24 protein-coding genes are annotated in these 22,088 nt (G+C 43.7%); 15 read left to right on the top strand and 9 right to left on the bottom strand.

All coding sequences use genetic code 11. The features are described from left to right. The first annotated feature begins 110 nt into the window (after nucleotides 1–110). The 9 genes from HVMH_RS05520 (at nucleotide 111) to HVMH_RS05480 (ending at nucleotide 6,343) form a co-directional block, all read left to right on the top strand. The gene (locus HVMH_RS05520; protein ID WP_051622955.1) at nucleotides 111–557 is read left to right on the top strand and encodes a MarR family winged helix-turn-helix transcriptional regulator; all 447 of its coding nucleotides are present in this window, start codon (nucleotides 111–113) and stop codon (nucleotides 555–557) included. Nucleotides 558–1,330: 773 nt separating this feature from the next. Beyond that, nucleotides 1,331–2,143: a DUF2189 domain-containing protein gene (locus HVMH_RS05515; protein WP_029908738.1), complete on the top strand. Its 813-nt coding sequence runs from the start codon at nucleotides 1,331–1,333 to the stop codon at nucleotides 2,141–2,143. 181 nt (nucleotides 2,144–2,324) lie between these two features. Beyond that, nucleotides 2,325–2,816 (top strand): hypothetical protein, encoded by a 492-nt coding sequence (locus HVMH_RS05510; RefSeq protein ID WP_051622954.1) that lies wholly within the window; start codon nucleotides 2,325–2,327, stop codon nucleotides 2,814–2,816. 212 nt (nucleotides 2,817–3,028) lie between these two features. Then, a complete protein-coding gene (locus HVMH_RS05505; protein WP_029908734.1) occupies nucleotides 3,029–3,253 on the top strand; it encodes a hypothetical protein in 225 nt (74 codons plus the stop codon). 185 nt (nucleotides 3,254–3,438) lie between these two features. Then, nucleotides 3,439–3,825, top strand: a complete 387-nt coding sequence (locus HVMH_RS05500; protein ID WP_155988736.1) for a hypothetical protein — start codon at nucleotides 3,439–3,441, stop codon at nucleotides 3,823–3,825. A gap of 27 nt (nucleotides 3,826–3,852) precedes the next feature. Then, nucleotides 3,853–4,566, top strand: coding sequence for a DUF4395 domain-containing protein (locus HVMH_RS05495; protein ID WP_051622953.1), 714 nt, complete (start codon nucleotides 3,853–3,855; stop codon nucleotides 4,564–4,566). Between the two features lie 24 nt (nucleotides 4,567–4,590). Beyond that, nucleotides 4,591–5,178, top strand: a complete 588-nt coding sequence (locus HVMH_RS05490; protein WP_029908728.1) for a TetR/AcrR family transcriptional regulator — start codon at nucleotides 4,591–4,593, stop codon at nucleotides 5,176–5,178. Nucleotides 5,179–5,202: 24 nt separating this feature from the next. After that, on the top strand, nucleotides 5,203–5,490 hold the full coding sequence (locus HVMH_RS05485; RefSeq protein ID WP_029908726.1) for a YciI family protein: 288 nt from the start codon (nucleotides 5,203–5,205) through the stop codon (nucleotides 5,488–5,490). A gap of 94 nt (nucleotides 5,491–5,584) precedes the next feature. Then, nucleotides 5,585–6,343 (top strand): COG4705 family protein, encoded by a 759-nt coding sequence (locus tag HVMH_RS05480; RefSeq protein ID WP_029908724.1) that lies wholly within the window; start codon nucleotides 5,585–5,587, stop codon nucleotides 6,341–6,343. Between the two features lie 28 nt (nucleotides 6,344–6,371). Here the strand turns inward: HVMH_RS05480 and HVMH_RS05475 are convergent, their stop codons facing one another. Next, nucleotides 6,372–7,190: an AraC family transcriptional regulator gene (locus tag HVMH_RS05475; protein WP_051622952.1), complete on the bottom strand. Its 819-nt coding sequence runs from the start codon at nucleotides 7,188–7,190 to the stop codon at nucleotides 6,372–6,374. Nucleotides 7,191–7,264: 74 nt separating this feature from the next. Between HVMH_RS05475 and HVMH_RS05470 the strand changes: the two genes are divergently transcribed. Beyond that, a complete protein-coding gene (locus tag HVMH_RS05470; RefSeq protein WP_029908720.1) occupies nucleotides 7,265–8,668 on the top strand; it encodes an SLC13 family permease in 1,404 nt (467 codons plus the stop codon). A gap of 67 nt (nucleotides 8,669–8,735) precedes the next feature. Here the strand turns inward: HVMH_RS05470 and HVMH_RS05465 are convergent, their stop codons facing one another. Next, nucleotides 8,736–10,751 (bottom strand): alkyl/aryl-sulfatase, encoded by a 2,016-nt coding sequence (locus tag HVMH_RS05465; protein ID WP_155837644.1) that lies wholly within the window; start codon nucleotides 10,749–10,751, stop codon nucleotides 8,736–8,738. Nucleotides 10,752–10,973: 222 nt separating this feature from the next. Beyond that, the gene (locus tag HVMH_RS05460) at nucleotides 10,974–12,452 is read right to left on the bottom strand and encodes an aminotransferase-like domain-containing protein (RefSeq protein WP_051622951.1); all 1,479 of its coding nucleotides are present in this window, start codon (nucleotides 12,450–12,452) and stop codon (nucleotides 10,974–10,976) included. A gap of 155 nt (nucleotides 12,453–12,607) precedes the next feature. Between HVMH_RS05460 and HVMH_RS05455 the strand changes: the two genes are divergently transcribed. From HVMH_RS05455 to HVMH_RS05445, 3 genes are read left to right on the top strand one after another with little or no spacing between them, the layout of a single operon-like run. Further along, the gene (locus HVMH_RS05455) at nucleotides 12,608–12,745 is read left to right on the top strand and encodes a hypothetical protein (protein ID WP_155837643.1); all 138 of its coding nucleotides are present in this window, start codon (nucleotides 12,608–12,610) and stop codon (nucleotides 12,743–12,745) included. Between the two features lie 21 nt (nucleotides 12,746–12,766). Continuing rightward, the gene (gene ilvE / locus HVMH_RS05450) at nucleotides 12,767–13,621 is read left to right on the top strand and encodes a branched-chain-amino-acid transaminase (protein WP_029908713.1); all 855 of its coding nucleotides are present in this window, start codon (nucleotides 12,767–12,769) and stop codon (nucleotides 13,619–13,621) included. A gap of 31 nt (nucleotides 13,622–13,652) precedes the next feature. Further along, the gene (locus tag HVMH_RS05445) at nucleotides 13,653–14,144 is read left to right on the top strand and encodes a DinB family protein (RefSeq protein ID WP_029908711.1); all 492 of its coding nucleotides are present in this window, start codon (nucleotides 13,653–13,655) and stop codon (nucleotides 14,142–14,144) included. A gap of 41 nt (nucleotides 14,145–14,185) precedes the next feature. Here the strand turns inward: HVMH_RS05445 and HVMH_RS05440 are convergent, their stop codons facing one another. The 5 genes from HVMH_RS05440 to HVMH_RS05420 all read right to left on the bottom strand — a co-directional run bounded on the left by HVMH_RS05440 (nucleotide 14,186) and on the right by HVMH_RS05420 (nucleotide 18,485). Then, nucleotides 14,186–14,758: a response regulator transcription factor gene (locus HVMH_RS05440; protein ID WP_029908709.1), complete on the bottom strand. Its 573-nt coding sequence runs from the start codon at nucleotides 14,756–14,758 to the stop codon at nucleotides 14,186–14,188. Continuing rightward, nucleotides 14,751–16,010 carry a sensor histidine kinase gene (locus tag HVMH_RS05435; protein WP_162178144.1) on the bottom strand — a complete coding sequence of 420 codons (1,260 nt, stop codon included), beginning with the start codon at nucleotides 16,008–16,010 and terminating at the stop codon, nucleotides 14,751–14,753. Before HVMH_RS05435 ends, HVMH_RS05440 begins: the two co-directional genes overlap by 8 nt. 314 nt (nucleotides 16,011–16,324) lie before the next feature. Continuing rightward, nucleotides 16,325–16,852: a carboxymuconolactone decarboxylase family protein gene (locus HVMH_RS05430; protein ID WP_029908706.1), complete on the bottom strand. Its 528-nt coding sequence runs from the start codon at nucleotides 16,850–16,852 to the stop codon at nucleotides 16,325–16,327. Between the two features lie 115 nt (nucleotides 16,853–16,967). Then, nucleotides 16,968–17,570: a TetR/AcrR family transcriptional regulator gene (locus HVMH_RS05425; protein ID WP_029908704.1), complete on the bottom strand. Its 603-nt coding sequence runs from the start codon at nucleotides 17,568–17,570 to the stop codon at nucleotides 16,968–16,970. A gap of 33 nt (nucleotides 17,571–17,603) precedes the next feature. Further along, complete coding sequence (locus HVMH_RS05420; RefSeq protein WP_029908701.1) at nucleotides 17,604–18,485, bottom strand: DMT family transporter; 882 nt, start codon at nucleotides 18,483–18,485, stop codon at nucleotides 17,604–17,606. A 310-nt stretch (nucleotides 18,486–18,795) separates the two neighbouring features. Between HVMH_RS05420 and HVMH_RS05415 the strand changes: the two genes are divergently transcribed. Continuing rightward, a complete protein-coding gene (locus HVMH_RS05415; protein WP_029908700.1) occupies nucleotides 18,796–19,911 on the top strand; it encodes a linear amide C-N hydrolase in 1,116 nt (371 codons plus the stop codon). A gap of 148 nt (nucleotides 19,912–20,059) precedes the next feature. On the opposite strand, the gene HVMH_RS05410 is transcribed toward HVMH_RS05415, so the two are convergent. Further along, nucleotides 20,060–20,980: a DUF808 domain-containing protein gene (locus HVMH_RS05410; RefSeq protein ID WP_029908698.1), complete on the bottom strand. Its 921-nt coding sequence runs from the start codon at nucleotides 20,978–20,980 to the stop codon at nucleotides 20,060–20,062. A 179-nt stretch (nucleotides 20,981–21,159) separates the two neighbouring features. On the opposite strand from HVMH_RS05410, the gene HVMH_RS05405 reads away from it, so the two are divergent. Continuing rightward, nucleotides 21,160–22,083, top strand: coding sequence for a DMT family transporter (locus tag HVMH_RS05405; protein ID WP_029908696.1), 924 nt, complete (start codon nucleotides 21,160–21,162; stop codon nucleotides 22,081–22,083). Nucleotides 22,084–22,088: the final 5 nt, after the last annotated feature.

Genomic DNA, 22,088 nt, shown 5'->3' with positions numbered 1-22,088 from the left:
AAAAATTAGTTCTTACATAATTAATATTAGCATGCTAATTATATTATAACAATATTAGCTTGCTAACATATAACTATAAATTAAATAAAAAACCAAAGGAGACTTTAGTAATGAACCTTGAGTTTGATGGTGATATTCGCGGGCAAATTGGCTTTCTCGTAAAAAGAATACAGCAAGCACTTCGAGCAAAGATGGATTCATCTCTAGCAGACAATGGCCTTACAACTTCACAATATGCGGCACTTGTTCACCTACGAGAAAGTCCCAATTTGTCCAATGCTGAGCTTGCTAGACGAAGCTTTGTCGCCCCCCCCACTATGATTCGCATTGTGCAAGACTTGGAAAAATTAGGTCACATAACCAGAGCTTGTAATGATGAAAATGCAAAGGTTATAAATATATCACTGACAGAGAAAGGGAAAAGAACGTTAAAGGGTTGTGACTCAAAAGTCGTCTCTATTCAACGACAAATGCTTTCAGGTATGAGTGATGAAGAAATCACTGATTTCGCTCGCTTTTTAGTTCATAGCGCTGAACAACTCGAGTCAAGCGAATAAGATGAGTCAATGTCAAAATCAATTTGCCATAATTTTCAATATTAGACAACTGCTGTTTTAACAACTCATCTCTGAGTTAATCATGCATCTGAACCACACATTTTCATCTTCACTTCTTTCATTATCAGTTAAAGTTCAATGGAAAATCTCTCCAAAAAACTAAACATCTGTTATTTCGTGTAGGGTAAGTTTTGTTCTACTTATCAGTTCAACGAAAAAACACTTGTAGACACATTAAGGTAGCTAAGCCAAATAATTCCAAAACTAGATTGAACGATGTTTTCTTTTATAGACTCTACATGGATCCTGAAATCCTAAACGCGAAAGGTGTATCTCCAAGAAACGCCGCAAGCAAAAGTAAGAGGGTTTAAGCTACGAATAGGAAAAATGACCACTCTATTGAGAGAAGAAAATGTACTGTATACGGCATCGTTTATGCACTTACTCGCAATGAACTGAACTCACTCTACCGGGGTGCTGGCTTAGATGTTTATGTAGCAGAAGCACTCTTAGCATAAACAGAGAGTGGTGAAAAAAGCCATGTACTCTGCTGCAACCTTGCATTTTCAATGTTCTCTGAAAACCATCCTAAACACATAAGAATATTATAATTTTATCTTATATAACAAAGATATAGCGCATAAATTTATTCGATCAATTCGCTATTAGCGATTATGTATATTATTAATAACCTACTTGAATAGTAGGAAATGCTAAATGAGAAAACTGATTGCGTATCACCAATTTGCAAGATGCAAATAAAGGAGACCTTTATGCCGCAAGTAATTTCATCTTCACACATACATGACCATTATCTGGAAAATGGAGAACACCTGATTTCACATGATGCGAAAGTTTCGGATATCGGGGTTTGGTTGAAAAAAGCCTGGGACGATATTCCCAATGCACCGAGAGAGTCTTTGTTCTACGGATTTGTCATGTGGTTCGCGATGTTTAGCGTTTTCCTCATGTTCCGACAACAAGCGGTGATGATATTCAAGTATGCGACCTTTTTTGTCATGCTGTCTCCTTTCTTGGCGACAGGACTTTATTACATTGCCCAACAATTGGAACAGGGCAAACACCCTGAACTGAAACACTCCATGTTTGCTTGGCGCAATAACACAACCGAGATTGCCTCCTTTGCTTTGATACTTGGCGTGGTGGTTGCCGCTTGGTCTTTGATGACACCACTCATTGCTGCTATTGCACAATCCAACAGCCTGTTGATTGTGAACCCGGATGAAGGGCTCATGGGCTTTTTGAAATCAGAAGCTGGGCTGAACTTTATGGTGTTCTTTATGGTGGGCGCAGTGATTATCTCGGCTTTTGTATTCAGTATCAGCGTCATTACTCTGCCTTTGCTGTTGAAAGACAAAAACATTGGGGTTATCAATGCGATGATCCTTAGCTTTAAAGTGGTAATGGAAAACAAACTGGTGATGCTTGTCTGGGCATTGACCATTGGAATGTTCTTAACGCTAGGACTGGTCACACTCGGGTTTGCGATGATTCTGATCATGCCACTACTTGGGTATGCTAGCTGGCATGCTTTCAATCAACTAATCGAGTTCGATAACGCTTAATCATTCCGCACACAACACGCCGCCTTCATAGAGGGTTGGCGTGTTGTGTTTTCTCCACCGTCATTTTTTACCCTACCAATTCTCAAAATCAACTTAGAACAAACCGAATTGTAATTTGTTAAACACCCATTCACGGTCTAAAATCAAACTCATATGCTTGGTTTTATGGACGAGAGTAACTATGCAAAACAGTCTGGCGATGGGTGAACATACCGTTTACCTACAAATTACCGAAACGGAATCTACCTTCACTTTCAAGCAACCCGGCATCACTAAAGTCACTTTACCTGTTGGTTTTGGATTGGTAAGTAACGCTTACTTCAAACACACACCACCGACTTATAGTGAAATTGAGTATGCCATCAACTTCATTGAAGATGAAATTGAAAAAATCGTGCCAATGATTCCCGTTGATGGATTTCGCTTAGTCAGTGAAACGCCTTTTATTAAAGGCATGGCTTCTTTGGCAGGCGTTTCTGATTCCGATGAAATGATCTTATCTAGAGACTCGCTGGAGTGCTTATTTGGGCTTTATGCGGAGATTGCCATGGGTAAGCGGCCAAGTGCTTATGAACCTGACATATCTCCCAAGTTTTACGCGCAACTTTTGATGCTGCGCGAATTCATGCACCATCTTAAGTTTGCACAAATCACCACTACCCCAACCTGGTAGATTTTAGTATTTCAAAATCAAACTATATCGCACCAGTATTGCTTCATTGAATACACTAAGTTTTGATGAATATTAATGAAAAGCTGACTGATCTCTGAAGATGAACGCACAGCTATTTTCTGCATTTTCATTCGGCGTATAGTGAAAGTGAGTGAAAAACTTACTCGAGTTACTTTTTCTCATTTAATGCTATGAAAATTCAGAGGTGACGTATGAAAACGCAACTGATTGGAATATTGTTCGCAGCAGCCTTTAGCACGACTGCTTTTGCAGGTAGTAATTTAAACTCGTTTAAATTTCCAACACCAGACTCTGCCACAGGCGCCGGTTTTGAAAGTTGGGCAAAAGACGTTTTAAAATTTGGTGGTCCGGGTGGCGGCGCGCTTGCCGGTGAAGCAATCGCCTGGGTCCATAAAAGTAAACAAATCGATAAGTAATCAATGATTGGGTTAGCATAAAGTGACATTCATAGTTCTTGCATCACTCACTTTATGCTGCCTCTAAGTTAAACACTCCTTCCCTCCCCAACCTGGCAGAAATTTTACTTGTTAATTGCCTATTAATGACTATACTAACAAACGTTAGTTAGTAAATTAAAAGGCACGCTATTATGGATAGAATTATGAACAAGGTTTGGGTTTACTGGTTTATCACGGATATTTTGCTGATATTGGATGTCAGCGGTTGGCACTATGGCTTACCTTTGGCAACGGCGTTGACTGTGATACAAATTATTCACTTTTATGCTGAAAGCAAATCCATCTCGGCTTTTCCGGTACAGGTGCGCATTGCTTATACTCTGTTACTCCTAGTTGCCTTCTGGGCGCCAATGTATTGGGTACTGTATTTCGTGATTCTAGGTACAACCGCGATGGTGTTGTTTGATTACTGTTTCTTGGCGCGATTTATGTCTCTCATGCCGTGGAATCACAATGAGCGCTATTCGGTCTCAATGGTTTTCCGTACTTTTTTCAGCAAGCCTATCTCTGGCTCGGTTCAAAAAATTTAATCCTTCTAAATGCATAAGGAGGCAACGATGTCTTGGTTTAAAAATACTTGGTTTAGAGACCCCAACGAGGAAATCCTTTTCATCAACGATACAGCCGTGCGTATTCGTGCTGGAATGATGTTAGCGATTCCACTATTTATGGCATTGACGTTATTTGATGTGGCTTACACATCGCCTTGGATAGTGAACACGAACAGTATTGAAGACACTTACGAGGTAAATGATGCCTCACAAATCATCTACTCTGGTGAAATGACACGCCGTACTTATGATTACACCGTACAAACAGCATTATTGTTTTATGGTCTGTTTGAGTTGCTTGCGGGTATGTTTGTCTGGACATCTCGTCTGTCTCCCACCATCCACCTTTCAACCTACCTTGCACGCAACAAACGTGCAGAGTGGAAGCCTCTTACGCCAAAGCGCTTTGCTTGGAGCTTAGGAATCACTTTGGTAACTTTATGTTTGGTGTTTTTCAACCCGGATGTATTCGCCAATTGGGTCAATGCGTTGTTCGGTGCTGAGCTCTTACCGACTACCTATAACTACATTCCCTATTGGTTTCCAGTGAATCTGGTTTGGGTTTGCATTGCACTCATGTGGTTTGAAGCTGTACTTGGGTTTTGTTTAGGTTGTAAAATACACAGTCTATTGGTTTGGATGGGCATCATCAAAGAACCTTGCTATGCTTGTCACAATATTGATTGGGATGAGATTAGACGTAAACACGAAGTAACATAATACGAAGTAATAACACAGAGACACATGACAACAAACAATACGCAACAACGCATCTTAGAAACCTCTGCCGAACTGTTCGCCTCAAAAGGCTATGATGCGTTGACCATGCGTGATATTGCTTCGGCATGCAATATCAAAGCCCCTTCGCTTTACAATCACTTCAAAGACAAGAATGAACTCTACCGAGCATCTTTAAAATATGTTTTCTGCAAAGAAGACAATGTACTGGTTGCTTGCCTGTCTTCGAGCCTCCCTGCAGATGAAAAGCTAGACCAATTCATTGCCCTGGCCTGCAACCAAATGGTGAGCAACCAGACTTTTCGTCAATTGTTTATCCGTGAGCTGTTGGAGCAGGATGAAGATCACCTGAAATTCCTAGCGGAAGATGTAATGTCGAATACTTGCCATGCACTGCATGCCGTTTTTACTGAAATTGATCCCGACTGTGACCCCCACTTTTTGACAACCAGTTTGATGGGGCTGTTGTTCTTTCACTTTCAAGTCAACCCTGTTCGCATCTACTTGCCGGGTGGCAGTAAAGAAGCTCAATCCACCGAGTATTTAACAAAAAGCATTCAACAACTCATGCGTCACAACCTAAACACTCAATAACCTTAACCCACAAGAGAAAAATCTATGTTTGCAGTTGTTATCACTTATAAATGCCCTATTGAAGATGTTGAAAAATATCATGCTGAGCACGTCGAATTTTTAAATAAACAATATGAAGCAGGTGTATTTATCGCTTCTGGTAGAAGGAACCCAAGAATTGGCGGCGTCATTCTTGCATCAGGAGTCGACAAAGAAAGCTTGGAAAGCATTCTGTCACTTGACCCTTTCAAACGAGAAGGTCTAGCTGATTATGATGTCATCGAGTTCATTCCAAGCAGAATGCAGCCTGGCTTTGAAGCTTTTGTAAAATAATCGCCCCCCATTTTCATCTATTCAAACTTTTGAAGGCATTTAGTCATCCGGACACGTTATGATAAACGCTACAAACAAAACCGGATGAAATAACATGAATACCAATCACAATGAAGTGCTGAGTAAAGTCCCAGAAGTCACACTTGTTTTCTGGATCATCAAAATATTTGCAACCACTCTGGGTGAAACTGGCGGTGATGCCCTTTCCATGTCTTTAGGACTCGGCTACCTGGAAAGCACTTATATCTTTGCAGGTGTGTTTATTATTGCCGTTGCCGCACAAATCTACTCAAAAGCATTTCATCCTGTCATCTACTGGATCACCATCATTGCCACCACGACTGTCGGCACCACTATGGCAGACTTTGCGGACCGTTCTTTGGGCATAGGTTATGCGAGCGGCTCAACCATTTTGTTACTACTGCTTTTAAGTTCACTGTTTATTTGGCGTAAAACACTGGGAACAGTTTCCATCAATAGCGTAAGTTCTCCTAAGTCTGAAGCCTTCTACTGGGTCACCATCATGTTCTCGCAGACACTGGGGACAGCATTGGGTGACTGGGTCGCAGATACGCAAGGGTTAGGCTATGAAGCCAGTATCTTTATCTTTGGGGGTGCGCTGGCATTGATTGCTGTTGCCTACTACAAAACCAAAATTTCGCATGTTGTGCTCTTCTGGCTGGCCTTTATTTTGACAAGACCATTGGGTGCCGTGGTCGGTGACTTCCTTGACAAGCCAGTAGCGAATGGCGGCTTGGAATTGAGCAGATTTTCAGCAACCGCCACACTCCTGTTGCTGATTATTTTCTTCCTGTTCGCCTTTAAGCAACGCGCAGCGAAAAGTAGTCACTAACCCCAACCTGGCAGATTTTTTATAAGACTTAACCCTCGGAAATTTCTCGGAAATAGGCTACCGGCGGTTTACCCAGTTTCTTACGAAACATGGCGATAAACGCGCTGGGGCTGTTATAACCCAAGTCAATCGCAACGTTAGTCACCGATTGCCCCTGCCCTAGTCGATCTATTGCTTCAATCAAGCGTAACTGATTGCGCCATTGCCCAAAATTCATTCCGGTTTCTTTATTGAACAACCTTGCCAAAGTCCGGCTGCTTGCCCCGACAAAAGACGCCCAGTCGTCCAAGGTTCGATTACTGTCAGGATTTTCCAATAATGCCTCAATCACCTTTTGAAGCCTTGGATCTTTTCCCATCGGTAAGTGCAAAGTTGTGGATTGTGCCTCTTTAAGCGTGTCCAAAATTACCTGCATGATTCGGTATTCACTTGAGTCTGGCTGATACTCGTTACCAATTGAAACCGCTTTCAATATCAACTCCCGCAGCAATGCCGAAACGTTAAACACGCAGACATTTCTGGGCAAGTTTTCGGTTGCCGAAGGGTCAATGAAGAGATTGCGCACCGAGACTTTATTCACTGCCAGTGTTTCATGCATAACGCTGGATGGAATCCACACCGCCTGTGTTGGCGGCACAATCCAAGTGCCTTCAGTTGTCAGCACTCTCACCACTCCATTGATGGCATAAATCAGCTGTGCCCTTGGGTGATTATGTAACCGGGTTCTTCTCGCCTTTTGCATTTCAACGGCACGCGCCAATACTGGCTTTGTCTCATCCAAATAATAAGACGCCGGAGAGGGTGGCTCTATGACCTGTTGTTCGTTTGTCACTTTTTCGACATTCATTGTCAAATTGTAGCAAGACAGACCGAAAGATTTTCGAGAAAATAATCATAACGATTATTGTTTGGAACCCTATCATGTCCTCAATCACTCAAACCCAACCAAATTACTTGTCCTTTTCCAGCTTGGTGACTTTGTTTGCAGCTATCCTGGGCATCACCATCATGTTTTTCCCTGTTTTAAACTTGCCTGTTGAACAGCGCCATGTTGCTGGATTGGGCATCATCATTATCAGCCTATGGGCAACCGCAAAACTCCCCGAACACCTGACTGCCGTCCTGTTTTTCCTAGTCGCGATGTTGATGGGACTTGGCACGCCAACTGTGGTATTTTCTGGGTTTTCCTCTTCGGCATTCTGGATGATTTTCGGCGGGTTAGTCATTGCCTCCGCGGTAAAAAATACTGGGCTGAGTGATCGTATCGTGCATAGCGTAGCAGACAAACTAAACGGCAGTTATGCACGTCTGGTCTTAGGTGTGATTGTGGTTGGTATCTTACTGGGCTTTGTCATGCCGTCTGCAACTGCACGCATTGCCTTGCTGATTCCCATCATTATTGTCATGTCAGAAGGATTCGGCTTTCACAGCGGTTCAAAGGGCAGAACCGGGTTAGTGCTGGCCGCCATTTTCGGGACTTTCTTCCCGACCTTTTCAGTACTGCCGAACAACGTCCCCAACATGGTTTTAGTGGGGAGTATTGAAACGCTTTACAACATCGAGCCGCTTTATGGGGAATACCTGATGTTGCACTTTCCAGTGCTTGGCGTGCTAAAAGCCTTGGTGATTTGGGGATTGATTGTCTGGCAGTTTCCAGACACGCCAAAGGCCTATGTTTCTCCTCACGAAACCACACCACCTTTCACTCGGGCACAGTTCAAAATGTCAGTGATTTTGGCTGTCACGGTCGGGCTTTGGTTAACGGATTTTATTCACCACATTTCTCCAGCATGGATTGCCGTGGGCGCAGCATTTTTATTGCTTCTACCGGGCTTTGGCTTGGTGAATGGCAAGCAATTCAATGATGACATCAAACTGCCGCCCTTCTTGATTGTTGCCGGTATATTGGGATTAGGCGCCTTACTGTCGAGCTCAGGACTCAGTAATGTCATTGCCCATCAACTGACGCAAACGTTACCCTTATCATCAGGACATGACTTCATGAACTTTATGTCCTTGGCATTAATGGCGATGACGACTTCCGTGGCGACCACTGCACCTGGTGTTCCAGCGGTACTAACACCACTTGCAGAACAATTGGCACACGCCGCAGGGCTGCCTTTAAACACAGTACTGATGACTCAAGTGCTTGGATTTTCCACCCCGATTTTTATCTACCAAGTTCCTCCTCTCGTCATAGGGATGCAACTGGCAGGGGAAAAGATGATTCATGGCGCAAAAATGGTGCTGATGTTGGCTATCACCAGCGCATTGGTACTGTTGCCATTGGATTACCTCTGGTGGAAACTGCTAGGCTGGATATAGATATCCACTAAATGTGATTGCCATAAAAAAGCCCGCGATTGCGGGCTTTTTGTTGATGCATTTCAGTTTAAGGCGTGACGATGTTAAACCAAAAGTGTTGATTTAAGTCATCCAAACTTGCAACGAAGTCAAGAAACTTGTCTGTGTCGCCATCAACCTTAATATCACCTGACTTAATAGCTTGCTGATACGTCATTTTGTTAGAGAGAATCTCATTCAAAACTTTGCGATCCATGCTTACTGTCACATCCGCTTTAGGATCTTGGTAATCAGCCCATTCGTTGAGTACGGAGTCCTTCAAGAATAGCGTATGCTTTTCTTTTGTATCAGGGATTTGCCAGTTAATAACAATATCTTTGCCCTTGGCTTTATCAACATCCAGTTCGACCCCCATGTAGGCAAATATCTGATCCAAAGTCATATTGGCAATAATGTCAGGTGAAGCGGTATTGGGTGCTGGTAACTCCTGAACACCTTTTCGCAACTCAGAAGCACCTGTTAGATAAAAATCACGCCAAGGTCCACTCTCTGCTTGATACCCCATTTGCTCAAGCGCATCCGCCAACAAGTTTTTTGCATCTTGGTTTTTAGGATCAGCAAATACGACTTGCTTAAGCACTGTAGCAGCCCAACGATACTTTCCTTTTTGAATCGCGTCATAACCAACTTGCATCATTTTATCTTTACCAAAAGCATCAACCATATCTCTGGCTTCTTGCTCTGGAGGCAAAGGATTCAAGTCCGCAGGGTTGCCGTTGAAGTATCCTAGATAGAAGTTGTAGACAGCCCGGACATTATGACTTTTACTCCCGTAATAACCATGTGAGCTCCAATCATCAATCAAAGCTTTTGGCAGTTTCACCATATCTGGCAACTCATTCATGGTGTAGCCCATATTGGCAAAATGCAATGTTTGGTCATGAATGGTTTTGTATAAATCTCTTTGCGACTCTATATGCTTAACCACATTTTCATTTCCCCAAGTCGGCCAATGATGCATGGCAATTTCCACTTGAACATCACCGCCAAATCTGCGCAAAACGTCATTTAGATAACCCGGCCATTTTTGTGCATCACGAGTTTTTGCGCCACGAAGAGAATAGAGGTTATGCATGGTATGACTTGAGTCTTCCGCAGTATTGACCATCTTAAACTGAGGCATATACCACATCATCTCAGACGGTGCTTCAGAACCTGGCGCCATAACGAAAATATATTTCAACCCATCTATCGTTCGGGTTTCACCGGTTTTTTGAATAAGGTCAGTTGGTTTGATTAGTGTAACCTCACCACTTGAAGTGGTGATTCCCAACCCTGCAGTGACTTGCCCTTCTGGGGACTTTGGCAGTAAGTTGCCATACATATAACTCGCACGTCTCGACATAGCCGTACCAGCCATAACATTCTCAGCAACAGCATCCATCGTAAACCCTTCCGGAGCATAAATATGCACCTTACCGGATTTCACATCGGCTTCTGAAACGACCCCTCTGATACCACCGAAATGATCAACATGACTGTGGGTAATGACAACCGCGACCACAGGTTTCTTAGGCCGATGTTGATAATATAAATCCAGGGCATATTTTGCTGTTTCCGCTGATACAAGAGGATCAAAAATTGTGATTCCTTTTTCACCTTCCACAATCGTCATATTTGAAAGGTCTGCACCACGAACTTGGTAGACGCCAGGTACCACTTCAAACAACCCGGAATACATCAACAATTCAGCTTGTCGCCAAAGGCTTGGATTAACCGTATCAGGTGACTTTGTTCCCTCTTTTATATAAGACAGGTACGCTCCTAAATCCCAAACAACATTTCCTTTGGCATCCTTTACAACACCATTATTGGGCAGCGGCGCAATAAAGCCTTTTTTCGCATTTTCAAAGTCTGTTTTGTTTGCAAACGGTAATGTTTTATAAAGTGCGTCATTCATTGATACCGTGTACTTAGACGCTGATTTAACTTCGTTATTTGTACTTATGTTTTGTATGGAAGATTCTGAAGCCGACTTAGAGTCATTGTTACAGCCTGACAGCAAAACCGGAATTATCATCAAACTTAATGCTGTTTTTTTCATGTCACCACCCTCTTGTTTTCAGTATTTGCAAGGATTACCTAAATCAAAGTAGAGCGAAGTCTAAGCCGCTTTCTAAAAATTTTTGGCAGACCTTATTCTGAGTATAGGCTTCTTTTTTAGCATTACTAATTAATTGTTTTTATTAACTTTTTATTAAAACTTGCTCAAAAAATTGAAACAATTAACACTATATCAATGAGCTTGTTTTTATAGAAACTTACTCTATAGCGGGCGATATCTGTCCTTGCCTAACATTTTTATTTGATGAATCTCATTGACGATTTTCAGCAATGCCAAGTCGGTTTCGTGATTCCAGTTCACCGCACAAGAAATTCTGAAAAAGTGATCGTATTTGTTGGTTGTGGAAAAAATCCGTCCCGGCGCAATACTGATTTGGTGTTTCATCAATCGATTCGCGAGCTCAAAGGTATCAACCTTAAAGGGTAGCTCTATCCACAATACAAAACCGCCTTTAGGACGTGTTACTTTAGTGCCAGTGGGAAACAGCTTGACGATTGCAGCCGTCATTCGCTCTACCGCATAGGCGTATTGACTGCGGATTTTACTCAGGTAGCGATCGTACTTGCCTGACTGAAGCACTTCTGCAACTGCCAATTGTGAAACAGAGGCTGTTGCCAAATTGGACACGTACTTGAAATACTCCAACTTGTCATAGTAGCGCTTTGAGACCACCCAGCCGACACGCAGCCCCGGCGATAAAGTTTTAGAAAAAGACGAGCAGTAAATCACCCAATCATCTTTATCAAACGCCTTCAGGGGTTTTGGTCTTGGACTTTCATGAGAAATTTCCCCATAAACATCATCTTCAATAATTGGAATCTCTCGTTTAGAGAGTAATTCAACCAACCGACTCTTTTTATCATCCGGCATGCTCAAGCCTAACGGGTTACTAAAACTGGGCACCAGCACGCAAGCTTTGATTGGCCATTGTTCGATTGCCATCTCCAATGCTTCTATGGACATGCCTGTATCTGGGTCTGTTGGGATTTCTATCGCCTTCATTCGAAGTGAATGAATGACCTGCAACAACCCGTAAAACGTCGGTGATTCAATGGCGATAACATCGCCCGGCCCCGCACAAGCTCTTAATGCAAGACGAATGGCTTCCTGACATCCGCTGGTAATCACAACCTGTTTAGCAGACACATCACAAGCGTTGCCCACCATTCGCCGTGCAATCTGCTTGCGCAACTCTGGCAACCCTGGTGGAAAAAGATAATCATTCAGAACAGCCATGTCGTTCTTTGCGGCTTGCCTTACCGCTTGAGCAATTAACTGAGTGGGTAGATAAGAGGCATCCGGGACTGCGGCACCAAATTGCATCATTTCAGGATTGTTAGTGGCTTTGACCAGATGCAACACCATCTCTTGCCCTGTCACGACAGTAGGCACGGCATCCGGCTCACTTTGCGATGGTCGGTCAATTTGCTCTTGATAAAGCCGTTTGACATAAAAGCCGGATTTGGGGCGTGCTTCTACATAGCCCATGGCTTCAAGTTGATAATAAGCCGACACCACTGTGGCAATGCTCACGCCCTGCTTCTCGGCAAACCGTCTTATCGGCATGAGCTTATCGCCGGGTTGATAAAGTCCATCGCGAATCTGTTTGGCAAGCTGTGTCGCCAATTTTTGATAGAGAAAATCCGCATTTTCATTCGGTTTAGAAAGCTTAAGGTTCATGACATCATCCAAATACCAGTACAGAATTTTTCAAAAATACCAGTACAAAACTATATAAAGCCAATCTGTACCGTAAAAATTTTATTTTTTTAAATCTGTATTTAATATATCACGACCGCTAGACTAAATATCTATGATTTTTAAGGAAAAATGCAATGTCGTATTGGAAAAAATCATTGTTGTGGTTATTCATCATTTCACTGTTGTTGTTTCTGTATTGGCAGGCATTTGTCGACCCAAGCCCCCACGTCGGCTACGCACTTCGTGAAAACTGGTGGTGGAACATTCATTAATTGACACAAATAGGAAAAGCGATGGAAGAATTTTGTTGGCTTAACGGAGACCTTGTACCTGTTGGCGAAGCACATATCTCAGTATTGGATCATGGCCTGCTTTATGGCGATGGTGTATTTGAAGGTATGCGAGTTTATAACGGCCGTACTTTTAGAATACGTGAGCACCTTGTTCGTTTACAGCAGTCCGCTCAGGCATTGAAGCTGGTCATCCCTTATACCCTTGATGTTCTGACACAGGCTTGCGAGGCCTTAATTACCGCCAACAAAATGGACAGCGGCTATATCCGTCTCGTCGTAACTCGAGGCGAAGGGTTTTTGGGACTTGATCCCAGAAACTGCGACACACCAAATGTTTTTATTCTGTATCGTGGCCTGAAAATGGGTGAAGACACTATTCAGCAACATGGCGCTAAATTGATTACCACTTCGGTTCGCCGTGCCCCATTGGATGTGCTTGATCCGAAAATCAAAACGCTTAATTACATCAATAATATTTTGGCTAAAATGGAAGCGAATCAGGCTGGCGCAGATGATGCCTTGATGCTGAACCATAGCGGACAAGTTGCCGAAGCAAGTGCTGCAAACTTGTTTATCGTCAAAAACGGCGTTTTGTCTACACCACCTTGCGAAGCTGGCGCTTTACAAGGCATTACGCGGGATGCCGTAATGGAATTGGCAATTAGGTCAAACATCGCTGTCGAAGAAAGCCCCATGAGTCTGTATGATGTTTACAACGCGGATGAAGCCTTCCTGACAGGAAGCGGTGCAGAGCTGATCCCTGTTGCACAAGTCGATGGACGCCAACTTCAGCATGCTGTCGGCCCAGTGTTTCTGAAATTGAAACTGGGATTTCACGAACTGACGCACAAATAGGATTCTCACTCAAACTTGGTGGAGATAACAAATGACTCAAGTCGAAAACTTTCAATGGCAAGCGCACTATAACCAGGCAATGAATCGTCAGTTTTATGCTACCTGTGCCGCCATGTCGGATGAAGCGCGAAAACGCGATATGAAAGCTTTTTTTGAGTCGATTCACGGCACTTTGAACCACCTACTGCTCACGGATAAAGTTTGGTTAGGTAGGATTGAAAGCCAGCCTTTTTCGGCAAGCAGTTTGCGTGAAATTCTCTATGAAGATTTTGACGAGCTACGTGCCGAACGCGAACGAACGGATGAACGCATTATGATGGTGGTTGGCAATCTCAATGAGCAGGAGTTGACTCGTGTGATTTCATACCACAGCATCATGACCAATAGCCCTCAGGCGTTTAGCCTTGGGCGAGTTTTCACCCACTTGTTTTTGCATCAAACCCATCACCGAGGGCAAGTTTCAACCCTTATCGGACAGCTTGGCTATGACTTCGGTGAAACCGATATTCTATGGATTGAGTAATAGCCTCAAGACCCCAACCTGGTAGATTTTAATGCTTGAAACTACTTTTCTACCGGGCGTTTTTGCAACTTTCTTTGTAGGGTTCGGCGGTGCATGTTCAACGCTTGCGCGGTTGCACTGACATTACCGTCATGCTCGACCAAAACCTTTTGGATGTGCTCCCACTCCAGACGTTTGACGGACATGGGTTGAAAATCTTCCGAGGGCTCATTTTCGATATCATTTTGCTCCAACACCGTTTCTTCAGAGGCTTCCAGCTTTAATGCCTTGATGATGTCCGATACGGATGCCGGCTTACACAAATAATCCATCGCGCCCAAGCGCATGGCTTCCACCGCAGAAGCAACACTGGCATAGCCCGTCAAAATCAGTACCTGACAGTCCGGTTGTAGCTGCAACAATTCTTTCATTAAGTTGAGTCCACTATGCCCGTCGATATTCAAATCCAATACTGCATAGTCGAATGTTTGCTCGCGAATAACCGCCAAAGCATCATCAGGTGTACGTGCCGATACAGCCGGAACATCCGCATGCTTCAAAGCTTGCTGTAGCACTCTTAGAAAGGTTTCATCATCATCGACGATTAAAATCGGAGAAGTTACCATTTCACTCATTGTCTTCGTTTGATTGATCTTTTAAAAATATCAGTTGTTTGGGAAGCTGTATCTCAGCTTTCAAACCGGCTTTATTATCTACTTCATCCACATAATTATTGAACGACAGTTTGCCGTGAAAGCGTTCAATAATCATGCGACTCAAGAACACGCCCATACCCAATCCATGACTGTTTTCCTGTGGCTGTTTGCCCAATAGTGATAGTTCAGACTCCGCCACCCCGCCGCCGTGATCTCGGATTGATATGAGCAAAGCACTATCCGTAACCTGCCAACTAATCAAAATGAAATCTCGACTATATCTTGCTGCATTGTCCAGTAAATTCAACAGCGCCAACTTGAGACTTGGGTCGGTTTGTAACACAAAATCTTCCATCGGTTTAAGCGCTTCGTCCACCTGAACTCTAAGCACGCTTTGTTGTTGAATCAACGCAAACTCTTGTTTTAACTCCGACAAGAATATCGGCAATTCAACCGGATTTCTTTGCGTCTGTTGCGCGTAATCGGCGCGATTTCTCAGTGTCTCAAGTGCACGGTTACACACTGCTAACTGCTCGGAAAAGGTCTCAATGTAATCTTTGCCTTCCGGCGTGCTGACTTCATGTTTCATCAATTCCGTCAGCAACGCCATGGTGTTAAGCGGTGTACTAAGTTGGTGTACGGATGACAATGCCAACCCGGCAATGGACATGAAATATTCGTTTTGCAGTGCCAGTTTTTTCTGGCGCTCCAAGATCGCTTTTTGTTTTTCCAGACGTTGCTTCAGAGGCAGAATGAACAACGCCAAGAACAAGACCAACAACATGAAAACCAATACAGAACCGTGAAGATACCAAGCGAAAAACGCTTGTAAACTCTGCACCTTCATCGACATGATCGGCACATAGTAAGTGCTCAGGAACACATAGAAGAATGCCGAAATGACCGCCAAGCCGATGAAGTATTGCAACGACAGCATCAACATGCCCAAAGCCAAAGGCAACAAGAGCAAGTTGATCAGCGGATTGATGGAGCCACCGGTTTCATAAAGCAAACCCGCATTCAGGAACATGGTCCAAACCAACAGCAGCAACCAACCACGCTTAAAGCCGGAAATATTGCTGTCTTGTAAACTGGGAAACGCTTTCAGAAAATAACTGCCAACCAATGTTGCCAACAACAGAGCAAACCAAATACCGGCATCAAGATGGGAATAATTGATTTCAAGGAAGAAATTAAACCAGAGCAGTGTTATCGACCAAATAACACACAAGAAAACCAACATCCCACTGAAGTATTTCTGTTCGTGGCTATAGTGTTTAGAGCGAAAAAAATTCACAAAGTTCAGAGTCAAAATGAGTTCTCTACCAGCGTCTAAGAATCAATTAATAGGTAAAGATTAGATTATAGTGCCAAGGACTGAATATGTCGGGCTAAATCCACTCTTTATTTAGGGTTTCATTATCCTTCATCCCACATGTCTTTTTAAGCCCTGCGTAGCGCCATTAAAAACAAAAAAACCGCCACTAGCACGCTATGGGCGGTTTTAAGGTTTGTTTGTCTAGTTGGTGTAGCAGGAAATAGTAACTATAGTTCAACTTTGAAAGTGTCAAAAAGCACATCCATCGCCATGTTTCTAGCGCCATGCGCAACAGCATCGTAAATATCCTTGTCTGTCCAATCCAGGTTTCTCAGTGCTTCCACATCGTCAGCATTAACGGATTTTGCCGCTTTGGTTGCTTTTAGCACAAACAGTAGCATTGCCTTGTCCTTTTCATTCAAAGGCGCATTTGATGCGTCAGCTTTGGTGGCGGCAATCTGATCTTGGGTAAACCCTGCTTTGTTGATTAATAGCGCCTCATTCAGATTAATGCAGTATTCGCAGGCATTGTCAGTTGAGACCAACATACGAATCATCGCCAACAAGGGAAATTTCAAGGTTTTGTGTTCCATGAAATAGCTGATGTTACGCCAGTTATCATCGAACAACTCGGGGCTGATGCTGTGCAGTTGAAAGCCATTCGGCACGCTACCGAAAGTCCAATTAATTTCATCATAAATTTCAGCGACTCTGCCAGTAGCCTTTTCAGGGGTAACCAAACTCAATAAAGACATCTTTTATCTCCTTTTAAGCACACAATTTAAACAATACCGACCGTCCGGTATGTCATTAAGTTCAAAAAAATGGCGAAGAACCTAGGTTCATTCACCATCGTTTTTCGACCTAAAATTACTGGTCGTTTTTCAAACCGGAAACATAGTCATGCAACCGATCAATGCAACTTGCCAACACCTCGGCAGATTGCATATTTTTTGCGGCACCGATGCACCCTTCAAAAGCAGCGAAAATAAATAATGCCGTATCCTTACAGTCAATGTCGGCGCGAATCTCACCTAACTTTTGGCTGCGTAGCAAAGCCTCTTCAACAATACCTTTCCAGATTGTTACGACTCTGACCAAATGATCTTTAAACTGCTCATCCAAAGGACTCATTTCTTGAATCAGGTTGTTCAACGGACAACCCAACTCCACACGAATCAAAGCCCGCTCTTTGGTTCTGTCGATGATTTCCAATAACGTCTGCAAAGGCGTATCAGAATTTTTCAAGGGGCTGAAAAAGCGTTCTTCCAAAGCGCGGTAAATCACCTCATCAATTACCGCCAACCCTAGGTCTTTTTTGGTCGGAAAGTGATGATACAGCGCCCCTTTGGTCAACCCCGTTTCAGAGAGAATTGCTGAAATACTCGCAGACTGAAACCCGCATTTATAAATTTCCTGAAATGCGCTATCCAGTAATTTTTTACGACTGTCATCTGATGTACTTTGTTTCATGCTTTCTATTACATACCGGTCGGTATGTTACTGTCAAGAATTTATTTTCTTCGGCCAGAGAATCATCACCAAGGCAGCCATAATAAACAGGATTCCAAACATCTCAAATTGATTTGGTCGCTCGCCAAGTTGAACCCATGCGCTTAATACGCCAATGGTCGGAATCAATAATGAACCAAACCCTGCAACCTTGGTCGGCAGGTTGTGCAATGCGTAAAACCAAAGTAACCAGCCCAATGCACCTGCGGGAATCAGATTGTAGAAAAGCACCCAACCTAAATGCAGGTTCCAATTAAAGTGCCAAGGGTCAAATAACATCGCTGCGGCTAAGATGACAATTCCACCATAGAGCATTTGCCAAGCGATGACATTGATCATGTCCAGTTTGTAGAGGTGGCCGTATTTCTTCTGCCAGATTGAGCCGCCCGCCCAGGTCAAACCAGACAAAACAGCCAATAGGCTAGATGCCATTGCCAAATGTCCTTCCCAGGGTGCAATCATCAGGAACAATCCAATAGCCGCCACTCCCAACGCCATCCACTGTAACCTTGAAAGATGATCATGCAGAAACAAATGCGCCATCAGCGTTAACCAAAGCGGCATCGTGAAAACCAATACGGCTGTTTCTCCTGCCGCCCCGCTTTTCAAAGCCCACATCATGAACCCGACAAACCCAGCAGTTTGCAGAACCCCAAGCGGCAAAGCAAATTTCAGTGGCGGTGGTGCCATGGATTTCCCCATTATTGGTAATAGGAGAATCAAGAATAAGGCAGGCACAATGGTTCGGATGGCGCCAAACCAGAGAGTTGCGATGTCTGACAAACCGCCTTTCATCACCACCCAGTTATAACCCCATAGCAATCCAAGCACAAACAACGCGAGTAATGGACGAAAAGCAACTTTCGGGGAGGACATATATAAACCCTTCTTTGGATTAAAGTAATCGCGGTAGTAGTAACAGCTGAAACCGCAAAGCCAGCATGCTCCTTGAATCAAGCAAGCTGCAAAATAAATAGTGTAGCATACGTTACATTTAGTAAACTAATGCTATATGAGCAAATGCTAAAATATTTTCACCCTACTCAACCAAGCCTTATAAAAATTCATAAAAAACTTTAATAATCATTCGCTTACAAATAGTTAAAAACTTCATTGACTAGAGTTTGCAACCCTTCTAACATGCTAGACAACACCACTAAAACCAAACAAAAAGTGAGGTCATAGTATGACTGTCAGAAAATCCATTCATATCCTTATGGGAACATTGCTACTACTCGGCCTCCTTTTCTCCTCTGCGCAAGCCTGTACCGGCATCCGTCTCGTCTCTGAAGATGGTGCGACCGTTTATGGTAGAACCAATGAATGGGGTGCCTTTGATCTCAACTCAAGAGTCGCCGCCGTTCCAAGTAACTATCATTTTAGAGGGTTAACGCCTGATGGCTTCAATGGCAAAAAATGGGGCGGAAAATATCGCTTTTTAGGGCTTGATGCTATTGGTAAAGATGTATTCATTGACGGTATGAATGAAAAAGGTCTCGCCGTCGGATTCTTTTACCATAAAGGCTATGCCCACTACATGAAATACCTCAAAGCAAAAGCCAACAACACCATCACTGCGACCGATATGGTGAGCTATCTATTGTCTCAATTCAAAAGTGTTGATGAGGTTGAAAAAGCATTAAAGCACGTACGCGTGGTAGCGGTGAAAGAAGCTTCTCTAGGCATTCCCGCCTACGCGCACTGGATGGTCACAGAGGCTTCTGGAAAGTCCATTGTTATCGAGTATCTGGATGGCAAACTGAAAATCTATCCTAACCCATTGGGCGTCATCACCAACAACCCAACTTACGATTGGCAAATGACCAACCTTTGTAATTACCTAAACCTAAGCATCAATCCAGCTCCTAACCGGAAAATAGCCGGCATAGAGTTTACGCCACTTAGTGGTGGAAGCGGTATGGTAGGACTACCGGGAGATTTCACTTCAACCTCTCGCTTTGTTCGTGCTGCGATCTGGTCGCATACGGATCAGCCGTTAAAAAATTCCAACGATGCAGTTTATGAGCTTTTCCGCATTCTTGATAATTTTAATGTGCCTTTAAAATCTGCCGAGGGCTCAGACAACAAAGACAAGAATGTGTCGGGAATGCGAAGCTCAACCCAGTGGACAACCGCTTGGGACCTTAAACACCAAGTACTCTTTTTCCATACTCAGTACAACCGAAGAGTTCAAGAAGTCGATCTTAATAAGGTTAAGTTTACGCCCAACAAAATCATCCATACGCCTATGGATCCGACAAAACAACAAGATATACATAACATCACGGCGAATCTGAAATAAGGCACTTTGACTGACATCGATAGATAATGGATATACTGTGATTTAAAACGATTTTTCCGCTTATCACCACCTTATCATGATCGCCACTTTTGCCATCATGTCACCAATTGGTTTAGCTTTGGGAACAGCGTTTTCAGCTTGATGGTGATCATTGCGGTTTGGGCTTAAAGATTGCAGTCATCATTTGAACTGCCGCAACAACCGCCCCCAATATCAAACCAACAACCAGGGTAAATAACAGCTCATAAACGATTGTCATCCAATGACTGTTTACTGCCAAAGCTTCATACCAATGGTGTAAAAATGCCAAGTGATGAACCAAAATACCACCGCCTACCAAGAACATCGCCACCATACCGATTACTCCCAAAGCCTTAATCAACTTGGGTGCAGCCACAACCAAACCTCTGCCAATAACATGCCATAGTTTTTGAAGGCTGCCCTTTCCTTCCGATTGCAGCATCGCAAAGCCAATATCATCCAGTCTGACAATCAACGCCACCACTGCATAGACCCCCAAAGTGACCGCGAAGGCAATTAAAGAAACCACCAGAGCTTGATAGACAAAACCCGCTTCTTGAACTGTGCCTAATACGATGACAATGATTTCAATCGACAAAATAAAGTCTGTGCGAATGGCGCCACGGATTTTTGCTTTTTCCCACTCTGCAGAGGTCTTTTTGGAAAACTTAGGGAACATGGATTCTTGCGGCTCTTTTTGTTTTTTATGCTTGCGATGCTGCCAATCGTGCAATAGCTTTTCAAAGCCTTCATAACAAAGGTAGGCACCCCCTATCACGAGAACAATGGGAATCAACCAAGGCATCAACGCACTGATTAACAAGGCAGAAGGCACGAGAATGACTTTATTGAGCAGCGAACCTTTTGCCACTGCCCAGATAATCGGCAACTCCCGCTCGGCTGCAACCCCGGAAACTTGCTGGGCATTAACCGCCAGATCATCTCCTAGTACACCGGCTGTTTTTTTGGCGGCTATTTTCGAGTAAGCCGCAACATCATCCAACAAACTGGCGATGTCATCCAATAAAACCAAAAGTCCTGCTGACATTTTTTATCCTCTGCAAATGCTTATGCACAGTGTAACTGATTCCAGACAAAATCTGCCAGGTTGGGGGTTAAGATAAAAGGCCATCGACAACCATGAATTTTATTTGTCGCGTCATCTTGTTTCTAATGATGCTTTCACTAGAATAGGCAGATTATTTTCTTGTTTGATGATCCAAACTTATGACACGTGCCCTGTTTATCAAAACTGCCATCTTCACATTGCTGTCCATCACCGCTTTTGCCGCCAATGCGGTGATTTGCCGCTGGGCATTAGATGACCAATGGATTGACCCAGTCAGTTTCACCAGTTTGCGACTGGGTTCCGGTGCGGTAATGCTATTTATCGTCATGGGTTGGTTTGCATGGCGAAAATCACGCCATCTTGCGACACCGGATGCCATGGCAACCACCGTTTCAAAAGGAAGCTGGAAAGCCGCCTTGATGCTATTTGCCTATGCAATTGCTTTCTCGTTCAGCTATGTCACTGTCACCACGGCGACCGGTTCTTTAATATTGGCTGCCATCGTGCAATTGACGATGCTAGGTTATGCTGTACGTGCGGGTGATAAGCTGCATGGCGCCGAGTGGATTGGGGTTGCGTTAGCTTTGGCAGGCTTGGCTTACTTGATGTACCCGAAACTGACTACCCCTTCCTGGTGGGGCTTGGTGATGGTGTTTATTTCCGCCTACAGTTGGGCGCTATATAGCTTGAATGGACGCAAATCTAAAAACCCGATGTCCGACACCGCCTATAACTTCTACCGTACCTTGCCAATGATTGCTGTTGCGAGCTTATTGGCGATGTTGTTTGAAGACCATGTTTATCTGACGCAATATGGTGTGCTGTTGGCGGTTATCTCCGGTGCTGTCACCTCTGGGTTAGGCTATATTCTTTGGTATACCGCCTTACCACACCTGTCGTCCAGCTTAGCGTCCGGTTCACAATTACTCATGCCGCTGATTGCCGCTTTCGGCGCAACCTGGCTGATTGATGAGCCTTTGACTGTACGCTTCTGGATTGCATCCCTATTGATGCTAGGTGGGCTAGCGCTAGTATTGATGGGCAGACACCAGCACCGTAAAGCGGCATTAAAGAACGCTTAAGACAA

Origin of the sequence: Hydrogenovibrio marinus (assembly GCF_013340845.1) — a bacterium.
Taxonomy (GTDB): Bacteria; Pseudomonadota; Gammaproteobacteria; order Thiomicrospirales; family Thiomicrospiraceae; genus Hydrogenovibrio; species Hydrogenovibrio marinus.
This window is presented reverse-complemented; position numbering and strand designations above follow the sequence as displayed.

Excerpts from the sequence above, each read along its gene's own strand:
- HVMH_RS05430 (WP_029908706.1), bottom strand. The coding sequence starts at position 16,852 with ATGTCTTTATTGAGTTTGGTTACCCCTGAAAAGGCTACTGGCAGAGTC.
- HVMH_RS05490 (WP_029908728.1), top strand. The coding sequence starts at position 4,591 with ATGACAACAAACAATACGCAACAACGCATCTTAGAAACCTCTGCCGAA.
- HVMH_RS05505 (WP_029908734.1), top strand. The coding sequence starts at position 3,029 with ATGAAAACGCAACTGATTGGAATATTGTTCGCAGCAGCCTTTAGCACG.
- HVMH_RS05405 (WP_029908696.1), top strand. The coding sequence starts at position 21,160 with ATGACACGTGCCCTGTTTATCAAAACTGCCATCTTCACATTGCTGTCC.
- HVMH_RS05440 (WP_029908709.1), bottom strand. The coding sequence starts at position 14,758 with ATGAGTGAAATGGTAACTTCTCCGATTTTAATCGTCGATGATGATGAA.
- HVMH_RS05445 (WP_029908711.1), top strand. The coding sequence starts at position 13,653 with ATGACTCAAGTCGAAAACTTTCAATGGCAAGCGCACTATAACCAGGCA.
- HVMH_RS05500 (WP_155988736.1), top strand. The coding sequence starts at position 3,439 with ATGAACAAGGTTTGGGTTTACTGGTTTATCACGGATATTTTGCTGATA.
- HVMH_RS05475 (WP_051622952.1), bottom strand. The coding sequence starts at position 7,190 with ATGAATGTCGAAAAAGTGACAAACGAACAACAGGTCATAGAGCCACCC.
- HVMH_RS05510 (WP_051622954.1), top strand. The coding sequence starts at position 2,325 with ATGCAAAACAGTCTGGCGATGGGTGAACATACCGTTTACCTACAAATT.
- HVMH_RS05470 (WP_029908720.1), top strand. The coding sequence starts at position 7,265 with ATGTCCTCAATCACTCAAACCCAACCAAATTACTTGTCCTTTTCCAGC.
- HVMH_RS05480 (WP_029908724.1), top strand. The coding sequence starts at position 5,585 with ATGAATACCAATCACAATGAAGTGCTGAGTAAAGTCCCAGAAGTCACA.
- HVMH_RS05515 (WP_029908738.1), top strand. The coding sequence starts at position 1,331 with ATGCCGCAAGTAATTTCATCTTCACACATACATGACCATTATCTGGAA.
- HVMH_RS05495 (WP_051622953.1), top strand. The coding sequence starts at position 3,853 with ATGTCTTGGTTTAAAAATACTTGGTTTAGAGACCCCAACGAGGAAATC.
- HVMH_RS05415 (WP_029908700.1), top strand. The coding sequence starts at position 18,796 with ATGACTGTCAGAAAATCCATTCATATCCTTATGGGAACATTGCTACTA.
- HVMH_RS05460 (WP_051622951.1), bottom strand. The coding sequence starts at position 12,452 with ATGAACCTTAAGCTTTCTAAACCGAATGAAAATGCGGATTTTCTCTAT.
- HVMH_RS05455 (WP_155837643.1), top strand. The coding sequence starts at position 12,608 with ATGTCGTATTGGAAAAAATCATTGTTGTGGTTATTCATCATTTCACTG.
- HVMH_RS05485 (WP_029908726.1), top strand. The coding sequence starts at position 5,203 with ATGTTTGCAGTTGTTATCACTTATAAATGCCCTATTGAAGATGTTGAA.
- HVMH_RS05520 (WP_051622955.1), top strand. The coding sequence starts at position 111 with ATGAACCTTGAGTTTGATGGTGATATTCGCGGGCAAATTGGCTTTCTC.
- HVMH_RS05425 (WP_029908704.1), bottom strand. The coding sequence starts at position 17,570 with ATGAAACAAAGTACATCAGATGACAGTCGTAAAAAATTACTGGATAGC.
- ilvE (WP_029908713.1), top strand. The coding sequence starts at position 12,767 with ATGGAAGAATTTTGTTGGCTTAACGGAGACCTTGTACCTGTTGGCGAA.
- HVMH_RS05465 (WP_155837644.1), bottom strand. The coding sequence starts at position 10,751 with ATGAAAAAAACAGCATTAAGTTTGATGATAATTCCGGTTTTGCTGTCA.
- HVMH_RS05420 (WP_029908701.1), bottom strand. The coding sequence starts at position 18,485 with ATGTCCTCCCCGAAAGTTGCTTTTCGTCCATTACTCGCGTTGTTTGTG.
- HVMH_RS05410 (WP_029908698.1), bottom strand. The coding sequence starts at position 20,980 with ATGTCAGCAGGACTTTTGGTTTTATTGGATGACATCGCCAGTTTGTTG.